Raw genomic sequence first — 17,002 nt, 5'->3', positions numbered from 1 at the left:
TTCAGGCGGTGTCCAGAGGAAGGCGGGCCACCAGACGTGCGCCGGCCGGGGCGTCCTCGACCGTGAGGGAGCCGCCCAGCCGGGTGGCGATGTCGCGGGCTATGGCCAGGCCCAGGCCCGTGCCTCCCTCGTCACGGCTGCGGGCGTCGTCGAGGCGGGTGAACCGCTCGAAGACTCGCTCCCGGTCGGCGGCCGCGATGCCCGGCCCGTCGTCGCGCACCTCCAGCACGGCGGTACGCCGGGCCGCGTCGACCCTCAGCAGGAGCCCGACCTGCCGGTCGGCGTGGCGCTGGGCGTTGTCCAGCAGGTTGGTGACGAGCCGGGAGAGCCAGAGCGTGCTGCCGCGCACGACGGCCTCGGGGACGATCTCCATGTCGACGGGGATCCGGTCCCGCCTGCGCGAGCGGGCCGCCTCGCGGGCGACGTCCGCGAGGTCGACGGCCGCGGCCGGCGGCGGTTCCCCGGTGTCCAGCCGGGCCAGCAGGAGCAGGTCGGCCGCGAGGTCCTGGAGCCGCACGGTGTCCTCCAGGGCACCGCTGACCAGTTCGCCCCACAGCGCCGGATCGGGGTGGGCCTGGGCGACCTCCAACTGGGTGCGGAGCACCGTGATCGGGCTGCGCAGTTCGTGCGAGGCGTCGGCGATGAACCGGCGCTGGCGGATCCCGGCGGCTTCCAGCCGGTCCAGTGTGGTGTTCATGGTGGCGGCGAGCCGGGCGATCTCGTCCTGGCTGCGCGGTACCGGCACCCGGCGGTGCAGGTCGCGGTCGCTGATCTCGGCGACCTCGGCGCGGATCGCCTCGACGGGGCGCAGCGCCCAGCCGGTCACCCGCCAGGTGACCAGCGCGACGGTGAGCACGAGCAGCGGTACCCCGACGGCCAGCGCGCCGGTGATGACGTCGTCGGCGGCGTCGGCCTGCCGCAGCGAGGTCCCCGCGTAGACGGTGACCAGTCCCTCCCCGGTGACGGTGGTGACCTGGACGACGCGGTGGCGGCGGTCGCCGCGGGCCGGGCCCTCCTTCCAAGTGCGGCGGACCGTACCGGGTTTGCCCGGGCGGGCCGGGGAGAGGGCGGGGCGGCCGGCGAGGTTGGGGCTCGCCGCCAGGACGCGGCCCTCGGCATCGACGACCTGCAGGAAGTCGGTGTCGCGCCCGGGTGCCAGTACGGTGTCGAGCCGGCCCGCGGCCGCCAGCCCGGCGGTGGACAGGGCCTGCCGTTCGGCGTCGGCCTGGGCGCCCCGCATCAGGTTGCCGTCCAGCATCCCGAGCAGGGCGAAGGAGGCGGCGCCGAGGGCGAGGGCCACCACGGTGGAGGCGCCGAGCGTGGCCCGGGCGCGGACGGACCGGGGGCGCACGCGCCGCGCCGCGTCGCGGATCCGGCGGAGGATGCGCAGGCGGCCACCGCTGAAGGACCGGACGGTGGCGCCGGTCTCCGGTTCAGCCACCGTCGGCCGCCAGCCGGTAGCCGGCGCCGCGGACGGTCTCCACTGCGGCCCGGCCGAACGGCGCGTCGATCTTCCGGCGCAGGGCGCTGACGTGGACCTCGACGACGTTCAGGTCGCCCTCGTAGGCGGCGTCCCAGACGTGCTCCAGTATCTCCCGCTTGGGTACGACCTCCCCGGCCCGTCGGGCCAGGTACACGAGGACCGCGAACTCGCGCGAGGTCAGCCGTGCTTCGGTACCGCCGCGCGTGCACCGCTGGCCGGCCGGGTCGATCACCAGGTCGCCGAACTCCATGACCTGCGGGCTGCGGCGGCCGGTGCGCCGGATGAGGGCGCGCAGCCGGGCGACCAGGACCACGTACGAGAAGGGCTTGGAGAGGAAGTCGTCCGCGCCGGTGTCGAGGGCCTCCGCCTCGTCGTACTCGCCGTCCTTGGCGGTGAGCATCAGGATCCCCGACTCGCAGCCGCTCGCGCGCAGCCGGGCGCAGACCCGGTAGCCGTTGAGCCCGGGCAGCATGATGTCGAGCACGATGGCGTCGTAGTCGTGCTCGGCGGCCAGCCACAGGCCCTGCGGGCCGTCGTGGGCGACGTCCACGGAGAAGCCCTCGGCCTGCAGACCCCGCTGCAGGGCAGCGGCGAGCCGCCGTTCGTCCTCGACCACCAGTACGCGCATGGGGACAAGGTTCTCAGGTCGCGTCGGCGGCTTGCTGAAGAGGTCTTCAGCCTGCTTCAGCGGGGCTTCAGCATCCGCCGCGCAGACTCTGCCGAGCCGGGCAGAGTGCCCGGAGAACGCGAGGAGCATGCCGATGACTCAGTCCAGTCCCCAGCCCCCCGAGCCGCCCGCGGGCCCGGGCGAGGCCAAGGCCGACGCGACCGCGACCGGTACGGCGGCGGGTCGCCGTGGCCGGCTGGTCCGGCTGGCCCGTGAGGGGCGTACGCGATGGGTCGCCCTCGGGCTGGTCGTCCTGATCGGCGGCGGGGCGGTGGCGGTGGCGGCTGCCGAGCACGGCCACCGGGAGCACGTGCGGGGCGGCTTCGCCGCCAAGGTCCGTGAGCACGGCCGTGCGGGGCAGCCGGCGGACGGCCCGATGGGACCGATGGGCCCGAAGCTGCGCAAGGGCGGCGAGCCCGAGGTCGTCGACGGCGACCGCGGTCTGTCGGGCCGGGCACCGGGCGGCCGTGGTCCGGGAGGCCGGGCGGACGGGGCAGCCAAGGGCGCCCCGGTGCCGCTGCCCGCGCTGCCGGCGGCCCAGGCCGTCGAGAAGGCGACGGCCGCCGTGGAAGGCGGCAAGGTCGAGGCGCTGCGCGCCGTCGCGCAGCAGGGCGGCGGCAGCGCCTGGCTGGCCGTGGTCCTCGGTCCCGACGGGGTCCGGCATGCCGTGACCCTGGCCGGCGCCGACGGCACGGTCACCGGCAACACCGTCGTCGGGAAGGGACCGCTCGGTCTCCGCTGACCTGGCACCCCGGCCGTCCGTTCCGCCGCGGCGGGGCGGACGGCCGTACGCCGGTCCGTCAGACGGACGGACCGGCGGAGTCCAGCACGGCGAGGTCCTCGGCGGAGAGGCGCAGGGCGCCGGCGGCCACGTTGGCGGTGAGGTGGTCCGGGTTGCCGGTTCCCGGGATGGCCAGGACGTGCGGTCCGCGGTGCAGGGTCCAGGCCAGCCGGATCTCGGCGGGGCCCACCCCGTGGGCACGGGCCACGGCGAGCACCGCCTCGTGTTCGGCGCCGCTCGCGCCCGCTTCGCGTCCCGTACCGGCGATCGAGTAGAACGGCACGAACGCCACGCCCTGCTCGCCGCAGGTGCGCAGGAACGCCTCCTGCTCGGGCGGGGCGCCGATCCCGTACAGGTTCTGCACGCAGACCACCGGCGCGATGGCCTGGGCTTCGGCGAGGTGTCCGGGCCGCACGTTGGACAGGCCGAGGTGGCGGATGAGTCCCGCCTCGCGCAGCTCGGCCAGTGCGCCGAAGCGTTCGGCGATCGAATCGGTCCCGACGATGCGCAGGTTGACCACGTCGAGGTGGTCGCGGCCGAGCTGGCGCAGGTTCTCCTCGACCTGGCCGCGCAGCTGCCCGGGGGTGGCGTGCGGAAGGAACTCCCCCGACAGGGCCCGGCCGGGGCCGACCTTCGTGGTGATGACGAGATCGTCCGGGTACGGCGCAAGGGCCTGGTTGATCAGTTCGTTGGCGGAGCGCAGCGGGGAGAAGTAGAAGGCGGCGGTGTCGATGTGGTTGACGCCGAGCTCGACGGCGCGGCGCAGCACGCCGATCGCGCGGCCGCGGTCGCTGGGGGCGGCGCCGGGGGCGAACGCCGGGCCGTTCTGGGTCAGTCGCATCGCGCCGAAGCCGATGCGGTTCACTTCGAGGTCGCCGAGTTTCCAGGTGCCCGAGGCGGCCGCGGTGATCGTCCGAGAGGTCATGCCGGAATGATCTCCGCGCAGTAGGCTCGGGGCCATTGATTCGGGCATGTGTGAATCCAAGGGGTGGTCCCGCTGGCGGAGTTGGCGTTCTCGGCGGGCGATCTGGCCCAGATGCGGTTCGCCGTCTCGCCGTTGTGGGAGGTGGTGACCAGCTTCCGGCGGCTGCTGAACGACGGCGCCGCCTCGCCCGTGTACCGGCCGTGGGCGGAGCAGGTGAGGCCCCGGCTGACGGCCGCGGGGCTGGACCGCGGCTGGCTCGCGGAGCTGATCCCGCCCAAGGGGTACGTGCCCCACTTCCTCAACCCTGCGCCCGCCGGACCGGCCCCCGCGCTGGCGGCGGAGCTGGCCGGGGTCCTGGCCGCTCCGGCCGAACCGGTCCGCCGCAACCTCGACCACCTGCGCTACCACCAGGGCGCGCTGGGCCCCCGGGCACGGGCCCTGTACGCGGACCCGCAGGCCCGGCTGCCCCGGCTGGCGGAGGAGATCGAGGCGTACTGGAAGCTGGCGCTCGCCCCGTACTGGGCACGGATCCGCTCGGTGCTCGAGGCCGATGTCTTCCACCGGGCCCGGCAGGCCGCCGAGCAGGGCGCGGGCCAGGTCATCAACGAGCTGCACAGTGCGGTGCAGTGGGACGACAACGCCCTGCGCCTGGTGCGCAGGACCCGGCCCCTGTCCCGGGAGACGGCGGGCCGGGGACTGCTGCTGGTTCCCTCGGCCTTCCTCGGGCCGGGCCTGCTGACCCGGATGACGCCGCCGGATCCCCCGCAGCTCGCGTATCCGGCGCGCGGGGTGGGTGCGCTGTGGGCGTCGCGGCCGCCGGCCGGGAAGGCCGAGGCCCTCGCCGCCGTGCTCGGCCGTTCGCGGACCCTGCTGCTGACGGAGCTCGAGGCGCCCGCTTCCACCACCGAGCTGGCCCGGCGTACGGGGCTCTCGGCGGCCGGGGTGTCCCGGAACCTGACCGCGTTGCGCGACGCGGGCCTGGTCAGCGCGCACAGGGCGGGCCGCTCGGTGCTGTACGCCCGCACCGCGGTCGCCGAGACCCTCCTCGACGCCTCCGCCTAGAACGGCTTGGTGGGGAGGTACTTGCCGTCGAGGGTGATGACGGCGCGCTCGCCGCCTTCCGGGTCCGCGACCTTCCTGACGTCCAGCTTGAAGTTGATCGCACTGATGATGCCGTCGCCGAACTGCTCGTGGACCAGGGCCTTGAGGGTGGTGCCGTAGACCTGGAGCATCTCGTGGAAGCGGTAGATGGTCGGGTCGGTGGGGATGCCGCCGGGGATCGAGCCCCGGCTGGGGATCGTCTGCAGGAGCAGCACGGCCTCGGCGTCGAGGCCGAGCAGCTCGGCGACGGCCTCGGCGGAGGCGGCCGGCAGGGGGTGCTGGCCCAGCACCGCGGCGGTGACGAAGGCGACCGACAGGCCGGCCGCGTCGGCGATCTGCTGCCAGGTGAGGTCCTTGCGGATCTTGGCCTCGACGGCGGCGGCGGCCAGGGCCTGACGGGCGGTGGGGTCGAACTGGGCGTGGATCACGGGAGGTTCCCTTTCAGGGGTGGAGTGGGTGGGGAGGGGGCGGATCAGGCTGCGAGGGCGGCGGGCCGGCCGGTGGCGGGGTCGATCCGCTCGACCGCGCCGGTGGGGATGTCGTAGACCCAGCCGTGCAGGGTGACGGCGTCCCCGGCCAGAGCGCGGGCGACCGCGGGGTGCGTGGCGAGGTTGGCGAGCTGGAGGGCGACGTTGTTCCGGATCAGCACGTCGACCTCGCCGTGCGGGGCCCCGGTGGGCGCCGCGTGACGCAGCCACCGGGAGACGGCGGGCAGCTCCGTCAGGTCCTGGCCCGCGGCGAGTGCGGTCATCGCGCCGCAGGCGGAGTGTCCGCAGATCACGATGTCGCGGACGCCCAGGACGGCGAGCGCGTACTCGATGCCGGCCGTCACGCCGTCGGCGCCGTCGGTCCGGGCACCGTCCGCGTGGGCCGGTACGAGGTTGCCGGCGGTCCGGATGACGAACAGCTCGCCCGGTTCCCGCTGGGTGATCAGCTCCGGGACGACACGGGCGTCGGAGCAGCTGATGAAGAGCGTGTGCGGCCGGTGGGTGGTCGCCAGGCGGGCGAAGAGCTCCGCCTTGGCCGGGAAGACGTCCTGCTGAAAGTGCGCGACGCCCTCGGCGAGGTCTTGCACGGTCACTCCCTTCGGTGGTGCCCGCCCTGGTCGGGCTGACGAGTTCCACCCTGCATGACCTGTACCTATAGTGTCCAAGACGCGTCATTCATGATCGCTATTGGTGACATCTATACTTGCGCTCATGCCCCTGGAACTGCGCCATCTCCGCTATCTGCTGGCCGTGGCCGAGCACGGCAGCTTCACCCGCGCCGCCGAGGAGCTGCACGTCTCGCAGCCCACGCTGTCGCAGCAGATCAGGCAGCTGGAGCGGACCGTGGGGGTCCAGCTGCTGGACCGTACGGGGCGCGCCGTACGCCTGACCGACGCGGGCGCGACCTTCCTCCCGTACGCGCGCCGCGCACTCCAGGACCTTGCCGCCGCCGAGCGGGCCGTCCTGGACGTGGCGGACCTCTCCCGCGGCAGCCTGCGCCTCGCCATGACGCCGACCTTCACCGCGTACCTGCTGGGCCCGCTGGCCGCCGAACTGCATGCCCGGCACCCCGGAATCACCCTGACCGTCGAGGAGATGACGCAGAGTCGGCTGGAGTCAGCGCTGCTGGCCGATGCCGTCGACCTGGGGATCGCCTTCCAGAGCACGTACCTGCCCGGCGTCGGCGCCACCGATCTGTTCACCGAGTCGCTCTGCCTGGTGGTCGGCGCCGCCCACCCGCACGCCGGCCGTACCGAGCCCCTTCAGGTGTCCGAACTCGCCGCGTGCCCGCTCGCGTTGCTCAGCGGCGACTTCGCGACGCGGGCCCACATCGACGCGTACTTCCACCGGCACCGCATCGAACCGCCGATCGCGGTGGAGGCCAACTCCATCAGCGCCCTCACCGAGATCGTCCGGCGCACCGGGCTCGCCACGGTGCTCCCCGACGCCGTCACCCGCGACCACACCCCGCTGCACCCCGTCCCCCTCGTCCCCGCCCTCCCGGCGCGGACCGTGGTCCTCCTGCGCCGGGAGAGCGCGTACGAGAGCGCCGCCGCCCGCGCCTTCGCCTCGCTCGCCCGGCAGTGGGCCGACGGCTGAAACCCGCGGTCAGGCCGCGAACACCAGCGCCACTTCGGCGGCGTACTCCTGCAGCAGGGGTTCCAGGGCGGCCGGGTTCGCGACGGCGCCGGGCAGCAGGCGGCGGGCCTCGTCCTCGGTGGCGTGGCTCAGCAGCCAGGCACGGGCCCACACCGGGTCGGCGGACCGGTCGGCGCTGCGGATGCGCGCCTCCGCGGCGGCGTAGGCGGCGCCGGGCACCCGGGCGGCGATGACCGGGAAGACGTGCCGCTCCTCGGCTTCGATGTGCTCGGCCAGCAGGTCCCGCTGGTCGGCGAGGAGCCCGGCCAACCGCCGGGCGTGCCGGCCCGGTTCCGCGGCGAAGCGGTCCGCGGCCGCGTCGCAGGCGGCCTGGAGCGCATCGAGGGCCTCGTGGTCGTGGAGGAAGCGCACGATGCCGGCCACCGCGTCGGCCGCGTCGGGTACGGCGTCCAGGACCACCGGCCACAGGATCTCGTCCTCGCCGCGGTGGTGACCGCGTACGACGGAGTGGTAGCGGTGCACGTACCGGGCGACGGCCTCCGCCCTCGCGGGTCCGGCCGGTTCCGCGGCCGCGGCGAGAGCGGCGAGCAGCCGGGCGAGGCGCTCGATGTCGGCCAGGATCGCGCGGTGGGCGAGCCGGATACCGGTGAGATCCGCAGCCGCCGCAGGGTCGTACCGCCCCGCGCGGGCGTCGTGTTCGCTGTCCATGCGCACGACTGTGCGCGCTCCCCCTCTGCGTCCGGTCAACGTTCGATGAACGCCGCCCGTCCGCTGCGCCATAGGCTCGGGGGATCCGTGCACGCACCACCTCGGGAGAACCCAGCATGCCGCCCACCGGTCCGCAGTCCGTCGACCGCGCGCTGGCGATCCTCGACGCCGTCGCCGACGCGGCCGGGCCCGTCAGCGCCAAGGCGCTGGCACGCCGGACGGAATGCTCCCTGTCCACCGCCTACCACCTGCTGGCCCCGCTGACCGAACGCGGGTACCTCGTCCGCACCGCGCAGGGGTACGTGCTGGGACCGCACATTCCAGGGCTGCAGCGGAGCCTCCTGCGGCAGCTGGAGCCCGCGCCGCGCATGGCCGATCTGCTGACCCGGCTGCGCCGCGCCACCGGCGCCGAGGCGTACCACACCGCCTACCGGGGCGGCCTGATCACCGTCGTCGACACCACCGCCCCCGTCACGGATGCGGCGAACCCGTTCACGCCCGGGCGGGAGACCCGGGCGCATGCCACCGCGCACGGCAAGGCACTGCTCGCCGAGCTGCCCCGGCCGCTGCGGCGGCGGTACCTGGCCGAGCACGGGATGGCCCGCCTGACCGGGGCCACCATCACCAGTGCCGAGCTGCTGGAGGCGGAGCTGTCGCGGGTCCGGGGACAAGGGTTCGCGCTCTCCGTCGGGGAGGCCGATCCCTCGTACTCCTGCCTGGCCGTCGCCCTGCCGCGCGGGCGCGGGGACGAAGGCGAGGCGGTGCACGCCCTGTCGGTGTCGCTGCCGACCGAGGAGTTCCGGCGGCGCCCGCAGCAGATCCGCACCGCGCTCGCGCAGGCTGCCGCGGACTGCGCCTGAGCCGCCCGGCGCGCAGGTTTTCCGACCCTGCCGGAAACACGGCGCGATGGGGATGCGCGGCCCGCGGGGGCCTGCCAGGCTGGTCGGCATGATCTTCATCGCCGTCAGGTTCGACGTCCGTCCGGAGCACAGCGACAACTGGCTCACCCTCGTCGACGACTTCACCCGGGCCACCCGCAACGAGCCGGGCAACCTCTTCTACGACTGGTCGCGCAGCGTCGACGACCCCAACAAGTACACGCTCCTGGAGGCCTTCACCGACGCCGAGGCGGGCGCCGCCCATGTCGCGTCCGACCACTTCAAGGCCGGTATGGAGACCCTCGCGGGTGCCATCGCCGGCACGCCGGAGATCATCCACGTCGAGGTGCCCGGCCAGGGCTGGAGCGCCATGGCCGAGCTGTCTCCCCGCGACTGAACCGCGCCGGCCGCCCGGCTGCTAGGCCTCCAGCAGCCGGGCGGCCGCCTCGCGCATCTCGACCTTGCGGATCTTCCCGGTCACGGTCATCGGGAACTCGTCCACGACGTGCACGTACCGCGGGATCTTGAAATGGGCCAGCCGTCCCTCGCAGAAGGTGCGGACGGCGGCCGCGGTCAGCGGCTGCGCCCCCTCGCGCATCCGCACCCACGCCATCAGCTCCTCCCCGTACTTGGGGTCGGGGACACCGATGACCTGGACGTCCAGGACGTCCGGATGGGCGTGGAGGAACTCCTCGATCTCCCGCGGGTACACGTTCTCCCCGCCGCGGATCACCATGTCCTTGATGCGGCCGGTGATGCTCAGATAGCCGTCCTCGTCCATCACCGCCAGGTCGCCGGTGTGCATCCAGCGCGCCGCGTCGACGGCCTCGGCGGTGCGCTCCGGCTCGCCCCAGTAGCCGAGCATCACCGAGTAGCCGCGGGTGCAGAGCTCCCCCGGCTCGCCGCGGGGCACGGTCCGCCCCGACTGCGGATCGACCACCTTGACCTCCAGGTGCGGTCCGACGCGGCCGACGGTGGACACCCGGCGCTCGACGGAGTCGTCGGCGCGGGTCTGCGTCGACACCGGCGAGGTCTCCGTCATCCCGTAGCAGATGGACACCTCGCGCATGCCCATCCGGTGGATGACCTCCTTCATCACCTCGACCGGGCAGGGCGAGCCCGCCATGATCCCCGTGCGCAGGCTGGACAGGTCGTACGCGTCGAAGCCGGGTGCGGCCAGCTCGGCGATGAACATCGTGGGGACCCCGTACAGGGAGGTGCAGGACTCCGCCTCGACCGCGGCGAGGGTCGCCTCCGGGTCGAACGACGGCGCCGGGATCACCATCGCCGCGCCGTGGCTGGTGCAGGCGAGGTTTCCCATGACCATGCCGAAGCAGTGGTAGAAGGGCACCGGGATGCAGACCCGGTCCTGCTCGGTGTAGTGGCACAACTCGCCCACGAAGAAGCCGTTGTTGAGGATGTTGTGGTGCGACAGGGTCGCACCCTTGGGGAAGCCTGTGGTCCCCGAGGTGTACTGGATGTTGACCGGATCGTCCGGGCTCAACTCGGCTCCGGCGCGGACGAGGTCGGCCGGATCGCCCCGGCGGCCCTGGTCGAGCAGGGCCGTCCACCGCGGCCCGTCCAGGAGGACCGTGAACTCCAGCTCCGGGCAGTGCGGGCCCACCTCCTCGATCATCCCGGCGTAATCGGAGGTCTTGAAGCGCTCCGCCGCGACGAGCAGCCGGATCCCGGACTGCCTCAGGACGTACTCCAACTCGTGCGAGCGGTATGCCGGGTTGACGGTGACGAGGATGGCGCCGATCTTCGCGGTGGCGTATTGCACCAGCGTCCACTCGGCACGGTTCGGCGCCCAGATGCCGACCCGGTCCCCCTTCGCGATGCCCAGGTCCAGCAGGCCCAGCGCGAGGGCGTCGACGTCGGCGGCGAGCTCCGCGTACGTCCACCTGCGCCCGGCGGCGAGGTCGACGAGGGCGTCGCGGTCGGGGAACCGGCGGACGGTGCGGTCCAGGTTCTCGCCGATCGTGTCGCCCAGCAGCGGCACTTCGAAGACCCCGGATGCGTAACTCGACGACGCGGTGCTCGACGCGGCAGACACACGTACCTCCTGAACTCGGTGGCGGGGCGGGGCCCGGCGGGCCGGCGCCCTCCTCATGATCCTCTCCGCCCGGATCCCCGACCACCCTCGTACCGCCGGTCCCCCCGAAGGGTGTTCCCCGTTCGGCCTTCAGCGCAGGCAGCCCACGATCCTGACGGAGATCTCCGCGCTGCCGGTGAGCCCGGCCGCCGGATCGGTGGCGCTGAACACGAGCTTGTACGTTCCGTCGGGCAGCAGGGGCACGAGGAAGCGCCCCGACGCGCCCGCGCCCAGCGTCATCGGACCGTTGGGCCCGTTGATCCGCCAGCTCGTGTACTGCGGGTCGGTGACGGGCTCGTTGCCCGGGCGGGTCCGGGCCGTCCCGGCGAACGACTCCTCGCAACCGCGCCGCAGTTGGCCTCCGGCACCGGGCTGCTGGATGCTCACCGCCGGGGCCTGCGGCTGCTGCCGGGTCGGCGAACCGCTCTGCGACGGGGTGGCCGGCCGGCTGGGACGGCCCGTCGTCGGGGTTCCCGGGCTGTTGGGGCTGCCGGGCGTGGGAGACGTACCGGGCGGGGCGGTCGGGCTCGTCGTGGGCGAGGCGCCCGGGGTCGGGGCAGAGGCCGAGGGCGACGCGGAGCCCGTGTCACCCGTCGCGCCCGGCAGCGGGTCGAGTGCGTGCGGCAGTTCCGGCCGGGTGACGGCGGGCGGCGCGGGGGCCTTGGCCGGCTCGGTGGGCTTGGCGTCGATCTTCGCGCAGACTGCGCTGGCCACCAGCTCCTGACTGTCCGGCACCGGCGAGACGTGCAGCTCCTGGTCGTCCGGGCCGCGGCGGTGCGTGTCGAAGTAGCCGTTGCCGGTGAGCGTCTCGCGGTCGCTGTGCTCGATCCAGACCGAGTTCTGGTAGACGGCACCGGCCTTCTGCTGGTTCCGGCCGGTGACGTGCCAGGCCTTCACCTTGGCGCCCGTGGGCTCACCGGCCGCCGCGGGCGCATGGGTCGGCGCGTACAGCCAGCCGTCGCCGAAGAAGCGCGTCGGAGCCTCCGAGGCGCCCGACTCGTTGTCGGCGGGGAACTGGAAGCCGCCGCCGACGATCAGCCTCCCCTTAGGACAGGACACGGCCGCGTCCGCGCTGCCGCCGGCGGCCACCGCCACCTTGGCGGTGGCCACGGACACGTTCTTCAGCCGGACACAGATCGGACGGACGGCGACCGCGTAGTTCGCCTCCGGTGGCTGCGGGTCCTCGATCCGGGTCTGGTGCGTGATGAACTCGGACGAGCGGAGCGCAAACACGGCGGTGCTCAGCCGGGTGCCCGGGTTGAGCGCGACCTTCGGCACGGGCTTGGTGACGCCTGCCCCCGCCGACTTCGTGGTCAGGCTGTCGAGCGGGGCCGGCGCGACGGCGCGGCCCGACACGGTGCGGCCCGCCCGGAACTCGATGCCCACCGGGGTGAAGTCGCCGGAGCACGAGGGCCAGGCGGTGGCGTGCTCGGCCGTGTCCGCGAAAGGCCCGTCGGTCGTGAGGTCGTGGATGGTCCCGCCGCCGCTGGCGCTGGTGATCTTGTTGCCCCGGTCGTGGAACGCGTGCGCCTGCTCGGTCCAGCCGATGCCGCCGAGGAACTCGGGTTTCGCATTGACGCACAGCGCGTACGAAGTGAGCGTGGCCGGCGCGGTGTCCGGGTTGTACGCGGCCGCCAGCCAGGCATCGCCCACGAAGAGGCTGCTCGTGGCGAATCCCGTACCGGTGATCGCGTACCCGCCGCCGAGCGCCCTCTCGTGGGCCTGGCAGGCGGCGACCGCGGACTGCTCGCCACCCGCCGCGACCGATACGGAGACGCTGCGCTGGACGACCGCCAGCTGCGGGCCGCCGCCGAGCGCCCATACGCCGGCCCCCACCGCACCGGACACCACCAGGGCGCCCGCGGCCGCCACGGCGGCCGTCTTGGCGGTGACCGCACCGCCCAGCTTCGCGAAGACTCCAGAGCCCATCGTCGATGCCTCTCCCCCGGCCGCACGCGCGGCACCGCCTCGCGGCTGCGGGGCGTGGGAAATGTAGCGCTGCGTGCGATACACGTCACAGAGGCTTGAAGTATCGGTTCTGCTACGGACTCCCCGGGCGGAGGCAAAGCCTCCCCCGGGTGCTGGCATCGAACCCTGCGTCACCTCTGCGACATGGCCCGTTCCGCCGTGGCCCGGGCCGCCTCGTGGGGTGGCACTGCTGCCACCCCGGATGCGGATGCCAGGGATATCGAGTGCGGGGAGCCTGCGCGGGACGATCGAGGGGACCTGCCGGACCCCAGGGGGAGTTCAGACATGCACGTGTTCAAGAAGCCTGCCCGATGGCTCGCGGCCGCCGCCTGCGGGCTGCTCGCCGCCGCCGTCCTGCCCGTCGGCCACGCGGGCGCCGCGGCCGCCGGCGCGGGCGGCGGGGCTCCGGACGGCGGGAGCCCGCGGATACCCGGGCGGTACCTGCACCAGCAGCTCGACTGGCAGCCCTGTACGGGCGGTTCGCTGGAGTGTGCCTCGATGTCGGTGCCGCGGGACTGGTACCACCCGGACTCCGGGCCGAGCCTGACGATCGCCGTCTCCCGGCACCGCGCGGCCGATCCGGCGAGGCGCCGGGGCGTCCTCATGATGGCGGCCGGCGGACCCGGGGCCTCGGGGCTCCCCCGGCCAGCCCGGCTCGCCTCGTACAGCCCGAAGCTGGCGGACGCGTACGACATCGTCGGCTTCGACCAGCGCGGTGTGGGCGCGAGTACGAAGGTGGTCTGCGCGGACCAGGACGCGGTCGACGCCATGTTCGGCGGCGTCGCCGACCTGCGCGACCGGTCGGCGGCCGCCGTCCGGCGGACCTTCGACCGCGCCCGGGACTTCGTACGGGACTGCGAGCGCAACTCGGGCGGACTGCTGCCGTACATCACCACCGATCAGGCCGTGCACGACATGGACCTGTACCGGGCGCTGCTCGGGGAGGAGAAGATCTCGTACTACGGGCCCTCGTACGCCACCTTCCTCGGGGCGTACTACGCGACAGAGTTCCCCCGCCGCGTGGAACGGGCCGTCCTCGACAGCAACATCGACTTCACCGGGGACTGGCAGTCCTTCCTGACGGGGCAGCCGATGAGTTTCCAGCGCCGGTTCGAGCAGGACTTCCTCCCGTGGCTCGCGAAGAACGACGCCACCTACCACCGGGGGCGGACCCCCGGGGAGGCGCAGGCCTCGTACGAGCGGCTGCGGGCCGCGCTGCACGACCGGCCGCTCGACGTCGAGGGGACCGTCATCACGCCCAACCACCTCGACGCAGCGGCCACGAACGCCCTCTACAACGCCGACCAGTTCGCGGACCTCGCCTCGCTCCTCGGCTTCCTGGAGCATCCGGAGCAGGCGCCCGCGGAGACGAGGAAGGCCGTCGCCGGGCGGCTGAAGCACCTCATGAGCGCCGATTTCGTCGCCGACTACTTCGCAGTCACCTGCGGCGACACCCCGTGGAACCGCGACAGCCGGTACTGGGTGCGGGAGAGCGCCCAGGCCACGCGTACCCACCCCCTGGCCGGCGCAAGGGAGTTGACGTACGCGGCGGTCTGCGCGAACTGGCCGCGCTCCAAGGCTCCGCGCATCAAGGTCACCGGCGAGGGCCTGCCGCCGGTGCTGATGCTCAACTCGAAGAACGACCCGGCGACGTACTACGAGGCCGCCGTACGCGCCCACCGGGGCCTGGCGGGATCGCGCCTGGTCACCGTCGAGGGCGGCGACCACGGGCAGTTCCAGAACCGCAACGCGTGCGTCGACGCCCACGTCGAGGGCTACCTGCTGGACGGCACCCTGCCCTCCGACGACACCACGTGCCCGGCGGCGCGGGGATGATCCCGCGCAGCCGGGTACGGCGGCGCCGTCACTCCTCGATGGCGCCGCCGGTCCGGCGCAGGTGCCGGCGGAAGGTGTACGAGGGGTCGGCCTCGCGCAGGACCAGGTAGTCCGCGAACGCCGTCTGGCTGCGCAGGGTGTCGCCCGAGCGGATCCGGCGGGCCTGCTCGCGCTCGGTCTCCCGGATCCGGAGCGCGGTGTCCAGTACCTCCTCCACCCGGTCCGCGGCGACGAACAGCACGCCGTCGGCGTCGCCGAAGACGAAGTCCCAGCCGCCCACCAGATGCGGCCCGAACCGGGCGGTGACCAGCGCCTCGGGCTCGCGTTCGTCCAGCCGTACGGGCCCGGCCGGGTAGCTGCCGTAGCTGAACACGGGCAGACCGATCTCGGCCAGCTCGGGCGTGTCGCGGTGCAGCCCCCACACCACGAGGCCCGCCACGCCCGCCGTCTCGGCCTCGAGCACGGCGAGATCGCCCACGCAGGCCTCGTCCGACCGTCCGCCGTTGTCGATGACCAGGACGTCGCCCGGCTCGGCGGAACCGTACGCCTCCAGGAACACGTCGACACTGCCGTAGTGGCGTACGGGCAGCGCGCGTCCCGCAACCCGGTGCTCCGGCAGCACCGCGCGGATGCCGGGCGGTGCCACGCGCAGCGGCACGCCCGTACGGACGCAGGCATCGGCCACGAGCGGCGTGGACAGGTCGGTGAAGGCCTTCAGCATGCCGTCTCCCCTTCTCTCCCGGATCTCCCGGATCTCCCGGATCCTCCGAACGGACGGCTCGGGTCAGCCACCACCCCCATGGTGCCTTCCCGGCCGCCCAAGGTGCGGCGTCACGGGATGCCGGTGTCAGGGATGTCGGTTTCAGGGGATGTCGGTGTCCGAGGGCTCCGCCTCGTAGGTGTGCGGTTCGTCGCCCTGCCATTCCACGAGCGCCGAGCCGCCGAGGACCGCCTCGTCGGGATCGGGTACGCCGGCCCGGCGCAGGAACTCGATCACCTCGGCGTCGTTGAAGGCCGTGCCGAGGACCGTGTCCTGCCCGTCGGCGCGCAGGGAGACCCGGCGGCCGCCGGCCGGGGCGATCGGGTGGACGAGGATCGGCGCGTGGTGCATGGGCCCAGCCTCCGCCGGGACGGGCGGGGCCGCATCCGGACGACGCGGCCCCGTCCCCGCCCCGACACCCCCTAGAGGTCCGCGGTGACCGGCAGGGCGCGCAGGGCGTGGAAGCGGAACGTGCTCGCCCAGGGGAGCTCCGCCACGGGGCGGGCCGGGCGGAGACCGGGCAGCCGGTCGAGGAGCGCGCCCAGCGCGAGGGTGATCTGCAGGCGGGCCAGCGGCGCGCCGAGGCAGTAGTGCAGCCCGTGGCCGAGCGCGAGGTGGGCCTTGTCCTCCCGGCCGATGTCGAAGCGGTCGGGGTCCGGGTAGCGGGCCGGGTCGCGGTGTGCCGAGGCCAGACAGAACAGGACCGTGTCACCGGCCGGGATGCGCACGCCGCCGATCTCCACCGGCTCGGTCGGGAAGCGGCGGACCGCCGTCTGGCTGGGGCCTGCGTACCGCAGGAGCTCTTCGACGGCTTCGGGGAGCCGGGCGGGTTCGGCGCGCAGGGCGGCGAGCTGGTCCGGGTGGGTGAGCAGGGTGAGGACCCCGCCGGAGATGACGTGCTGGACGGTCTCGCTGCCGGCCATCAGGATCAGGAAGGCGAGCGAGACCAGCTCGTCCTCGGTGAGCCGGTCCTCCTCGTCGCGCGCCGCGATCAGGCTCGACAGCATGTCGTCGCCGGGACGGGCGCGCCGCTGCGCCACCAGGTCGACGAGGAACCGGTGGACGTGGCCGATGGCCGCCACCAGCTCCTCCTTCGAGCGCGGGGCGAGCATGGTGGCGATCCAGCCGGAGAACCGGTCCTGGTCGGGGGCGGGTACGTGCAGCAGCGCGCCGATGGTCCGCAGCGGCAGCGGCTTGGCGAACTCGGCGACCAGGTCCGCCTCGCCGGAGCGGGCGATCCGGTCGGCGAGCCGGGTGGTCAGCTCGTCGACGGAGTCCTGGACGCCGGCCCGGAGCAGCTCGACGTGCCGGGCGGTGAAGCCCTTCGACACGAGGCGGCGCAGCCGCAGGTGGTCCTCCGGGTCGATGTTGAGGAGGTTGCTGTCGAGGGCCTGCGGGAGGGAGAAGCCGCTGAACCCCGTCGTCGAATGGCGCTTGTTGACGGAGAAGCGCGGGTCGGCGAGTCCGGCCCGTACGTCCGACGCGTGGGTGACCAGCCAGACCGGGGAGCCGTCGGGCAGCGCGACGCGGTGCACCGGCCCGGCGGCGCGCAGGCGCGCGTAGACGGCGTGGGGGTCGCGGGCGAACGACCCGTCGAACGGGCACGGGAGGGCTGGCGTGGTGTCGGTTGCTGCGTTCGGGGTCATCTGCGCGGTCATTCCTTGTCCTTGTTCCTTGTCTGCTGCCGGCGGGCGGCGCCGGAACCCTGTGTCG

At 73.7% G+C, this 17,002-nt stretch carries 17 protein-coding genes; 6 read left to right on the top strand and 11 right to left on the bottom strand.

What is annotated here, in order from left to right:
- Position 1: 1 nt before the first annotated feature.
- Positions 2-1,441 carry an ATP-binding protein gene (locus AB5J51_RS35145; RefSeq protein ID WP_369779525.1) on the bottom strand — a complete coding sequence of 480 codons (1,440 nt, stop codon included), beginning with the start codon at positions 1,439-1,441 and terminating at the stop codon, positions 2-4.
- Entirely contained in the window at positions 1,434-2,111 is a 678-nt protein-coding gene (locus AB5J51_RS35140; protein ID WP_053787558.1) for a response regulator transcription factor, read from the bottom strand. The genes AB5J51_RS35145 and AB5J51_RS35140 overlap by 8 nt, the downstream gene beginning before the upstream one ends.
- A gap of 133 nt (positions 2,112-2,244) precedes the next feature.
- Here AB5J51_RS35140 and AB5J51_RS35135 point away from each other — a divergent pair, with 133 nt between their 5' ends.
- Positions 2,245-2,892 carry a hypothetical protein gene (locus AB5J51_RS35135; protein WP_369779523.1) on the top strand — a complete coding sequence of 216 codons (648 nt, stop codon included), beginning with the start codon at positions 2,245-2,247 and terminating at the stop codon, positions 2,890-2,892.
- Between the two features lie 58 nt (positions 2,893-2,950).
- On the opposite strand, the gene AB5J51_RS35130 is transcribed toward AB5J51_RS35135, so the two are convergent.
- A complete protein-coding gene (locus AB5J51_RS35130) occupies positions 2,951-3,856 on the bottom strand; it encodes an aldo/keto reductase (protein ID WP_053787560.1) in 906 nt (301 codons plus the stop codon).
- Positions 3,857-3,967: 111 nt separating this feature from the next.
- Between AB5J51_RS35130 and AB5J51_RS35125 the strand changes: the two genes are divergently transcribed.
- On the top strand, positions 3,968-4,918 hold the full coding sequence (locus AB5J51_RS35125) for a DUF5937 family protein (RefSeq protein WP_206310653.1): 951 nt from the start codon (positions 3,968-3,970) through the stop codon (positions 4,916-4,918).
- Here the strand turns inward: AB5J51_RS35125 and cynS are convergent.
- A complete protein-coding gene (cynS, locus tag AB5J51_RS35120; RefSeq protein WP_369779522.1) occupies positions 4,915-5,385 on the bottom strand; it encodes a cyanase in 471 nt (156 codons plus the stop codon). The two genes, AB5J51_RS35125 and cynS, sit on opposite strands and share 4 nt — an antisense overlap.
- 44 nt (positions 5,386-5,429) lie before the next feature.
- The gene (locus AB5J51_RS35115) at positions 5,430-6,032 is read right to left on the bottom strand and encodes a carbonic anhydrase (RefSeq protein ID WP_136223243.1); all 603 of its coding nucleotides are present in this window, start codon (positions 6,030-6,032) and stop codon (positions 5,430-5,432) included.
- Positions 6,033-6,156: 124 nt separating this feature from the next.
- Here AB5J51_RS35115 and cynR point away from each other — a divergent pair, with 124 nt between their 5' ends.
- On the top strand, positions 6,157-7,044 hold the full coding sequence (gene cynR / locus AB5J51_RS35110) for a transcriptional regulator CynR (protein ID WP_369779520.1): 888 nt from the start codon (positions 6,157-6,159) through the stop codon (positions 7,042-7,044).
- Positions 7,045-7,053: 9 nt separating this feature from the next.
- Here the strand turns inward: cynR and AB5J51_RS35105 are convergent, their stop codons facing one another.
- A complete protein-coding gene (locus AB5J51_RS35105) occupies positions 7,054-7,752 on the bottom strand; it encodes a hemerythrin domain-containing protein (RefSeq protein ID WP_369779518.1) in 699 nt (232 codons plus the stop codon).
- A 116-nt stretch (positions 7,753-7,868) separates the two neighbouring features.
- Here AB5J51_RS35105 and AB5J51_RS35100 point away from each other — a divergent pair, with 116 nt between their 5' ends.
- Positions 7,869-8,612 (top strand): IclR family transcriptional regulator, encoded by a 744-nt coding sequence (locus AB5J51_RS35100; protein ID WP_133898977.1) that lies wholly within the window; start codon positions 7,869-7,871, stop codon positions 8,610-8,612.
- Between the two features lie 88 nt (positions 8,613-8,700).
- The gene (locus AB5J51_RS35095) at positions 8,701-9,027 is read left to right on the top strand and encodes a putative quinol monooxygenase (protein WP_053787641.1); all 327 of its coding nucleotides are present in this window, start codon (positions 8,701-8,703) and stop codon (positions 9,025-9,027) included.
- A 21-nt stretch (positions 9,028-9,048) separates the two neighbouring features.
- Here the strand turns inward: AB5J51_RS35095 and AB5J51_RS35090 are convergent, their stop codons facing one another.
- Positions 9,049-10,743 carry an AMP-binding protein gene (locus AB5J51_RS35090; RefSeq protein ID WP_369779515.1) on the bottom strand — a complete coding sequence of 565 codons (1,695 nt, stop codon included), beginning with the start codon at positions 10,741-10,743 and terminating at the stop codon, positions 9,049-9,051.
- Positions 10,744-10,815: 72 nt separating this feature from the next.
- Positions 10,816-12,654: a hypothetical protein gene (locus AB5J51_RS35085; protein ID WP_136223235.1), complete on the bottom strand. Its 1,839-nt coding sequence runs from the start codon at positions 12,652-12,654 to the stop codon at positions 10,816-10,818.
- A 324-nt stretch (positions 12,655-12,978) separates the two neighbouring features.
- Between AB5J51_RS35085 and AB5J51_RS35080 the strand changes: the two genes are divergently transcribed.
- Positions 12,979-14,529 carry an alpha/beta hydrolase gene (locus AB5J51_RS35080; RefSeq protein WP_369779514.1) on the top strand — a complete coding sequence of 517 codons (1,551 nt, stop codon included), beginning with the start codon at positions 12,979-12,981 and terminating at the stop codon, positions 14,527-14,529.
- A gap of 28 nt (positions 14,530-14,557) precedes the next feature.
- Here AB5J51_RS35080 and AB5J51_RS35075 read toward each other — a convergent pair whose 3' ends face one another.
- The 3 genes from AB5J51_RS35075 to AB5J51_RS35065 all read right to left on the bottom strand — a co-directional run bounded on the left by AB5J51_RS35075 (position 14,558) and on the right by AB5J51_RS35065 (position 16,947).
- Positions 14,558-15,250: an RraA family protein gene (locus tag AB5J51_RS35075; protein WP_030295776.1), complete on the bottom strand. Its 693-nt coding sequence runs from the start codon at positions 15,248-15,250 to the stop codon at positions 14,558-14,560.
- Between the two features lie 141 nt (positions 15,251-15,391).
- On the bottom strand, positions 15,392-15,640 hold the full coding sequence (locus tag AB5J51_RS35070) for a hypothetical protein (protein WP_053787568.1): 249 nt from the start codon (positions 15,638-15,640) through the stop codon (positions 15,392-15,394).
- 71 nt (positions 15,641-15,711) lie between these two features.
- The gene (locus AB5J51_RS35065) at positions 15,712-16,947 is read right to left on the bottom strand and encodes a cytochrome P450 (RefSeq protein ID WP_369779512.1); all 1,236 of its coding nucleotides are present in this window, start codon (positions 16,945-16,947) and stop codon (positions 15,712-15,714) included.
- Between the last annotated feature and the right edge of the window lie 55 nt (positions 16,948-17,002).

The organism is Streptomyces sp. R33, assembly GCF_041200175.1.
In the GTDB taxonomy this organism is placed as follows: domain Bacteria; phylum Actinomycetota; class Actinomycetes; order Streptomycetales; family Streptomycetaceae; genus Streptomyces; species Streptomyces katrae_B.
This window is presented reverse-complemented; position numbering and strand designations above follow the sequence as displayed.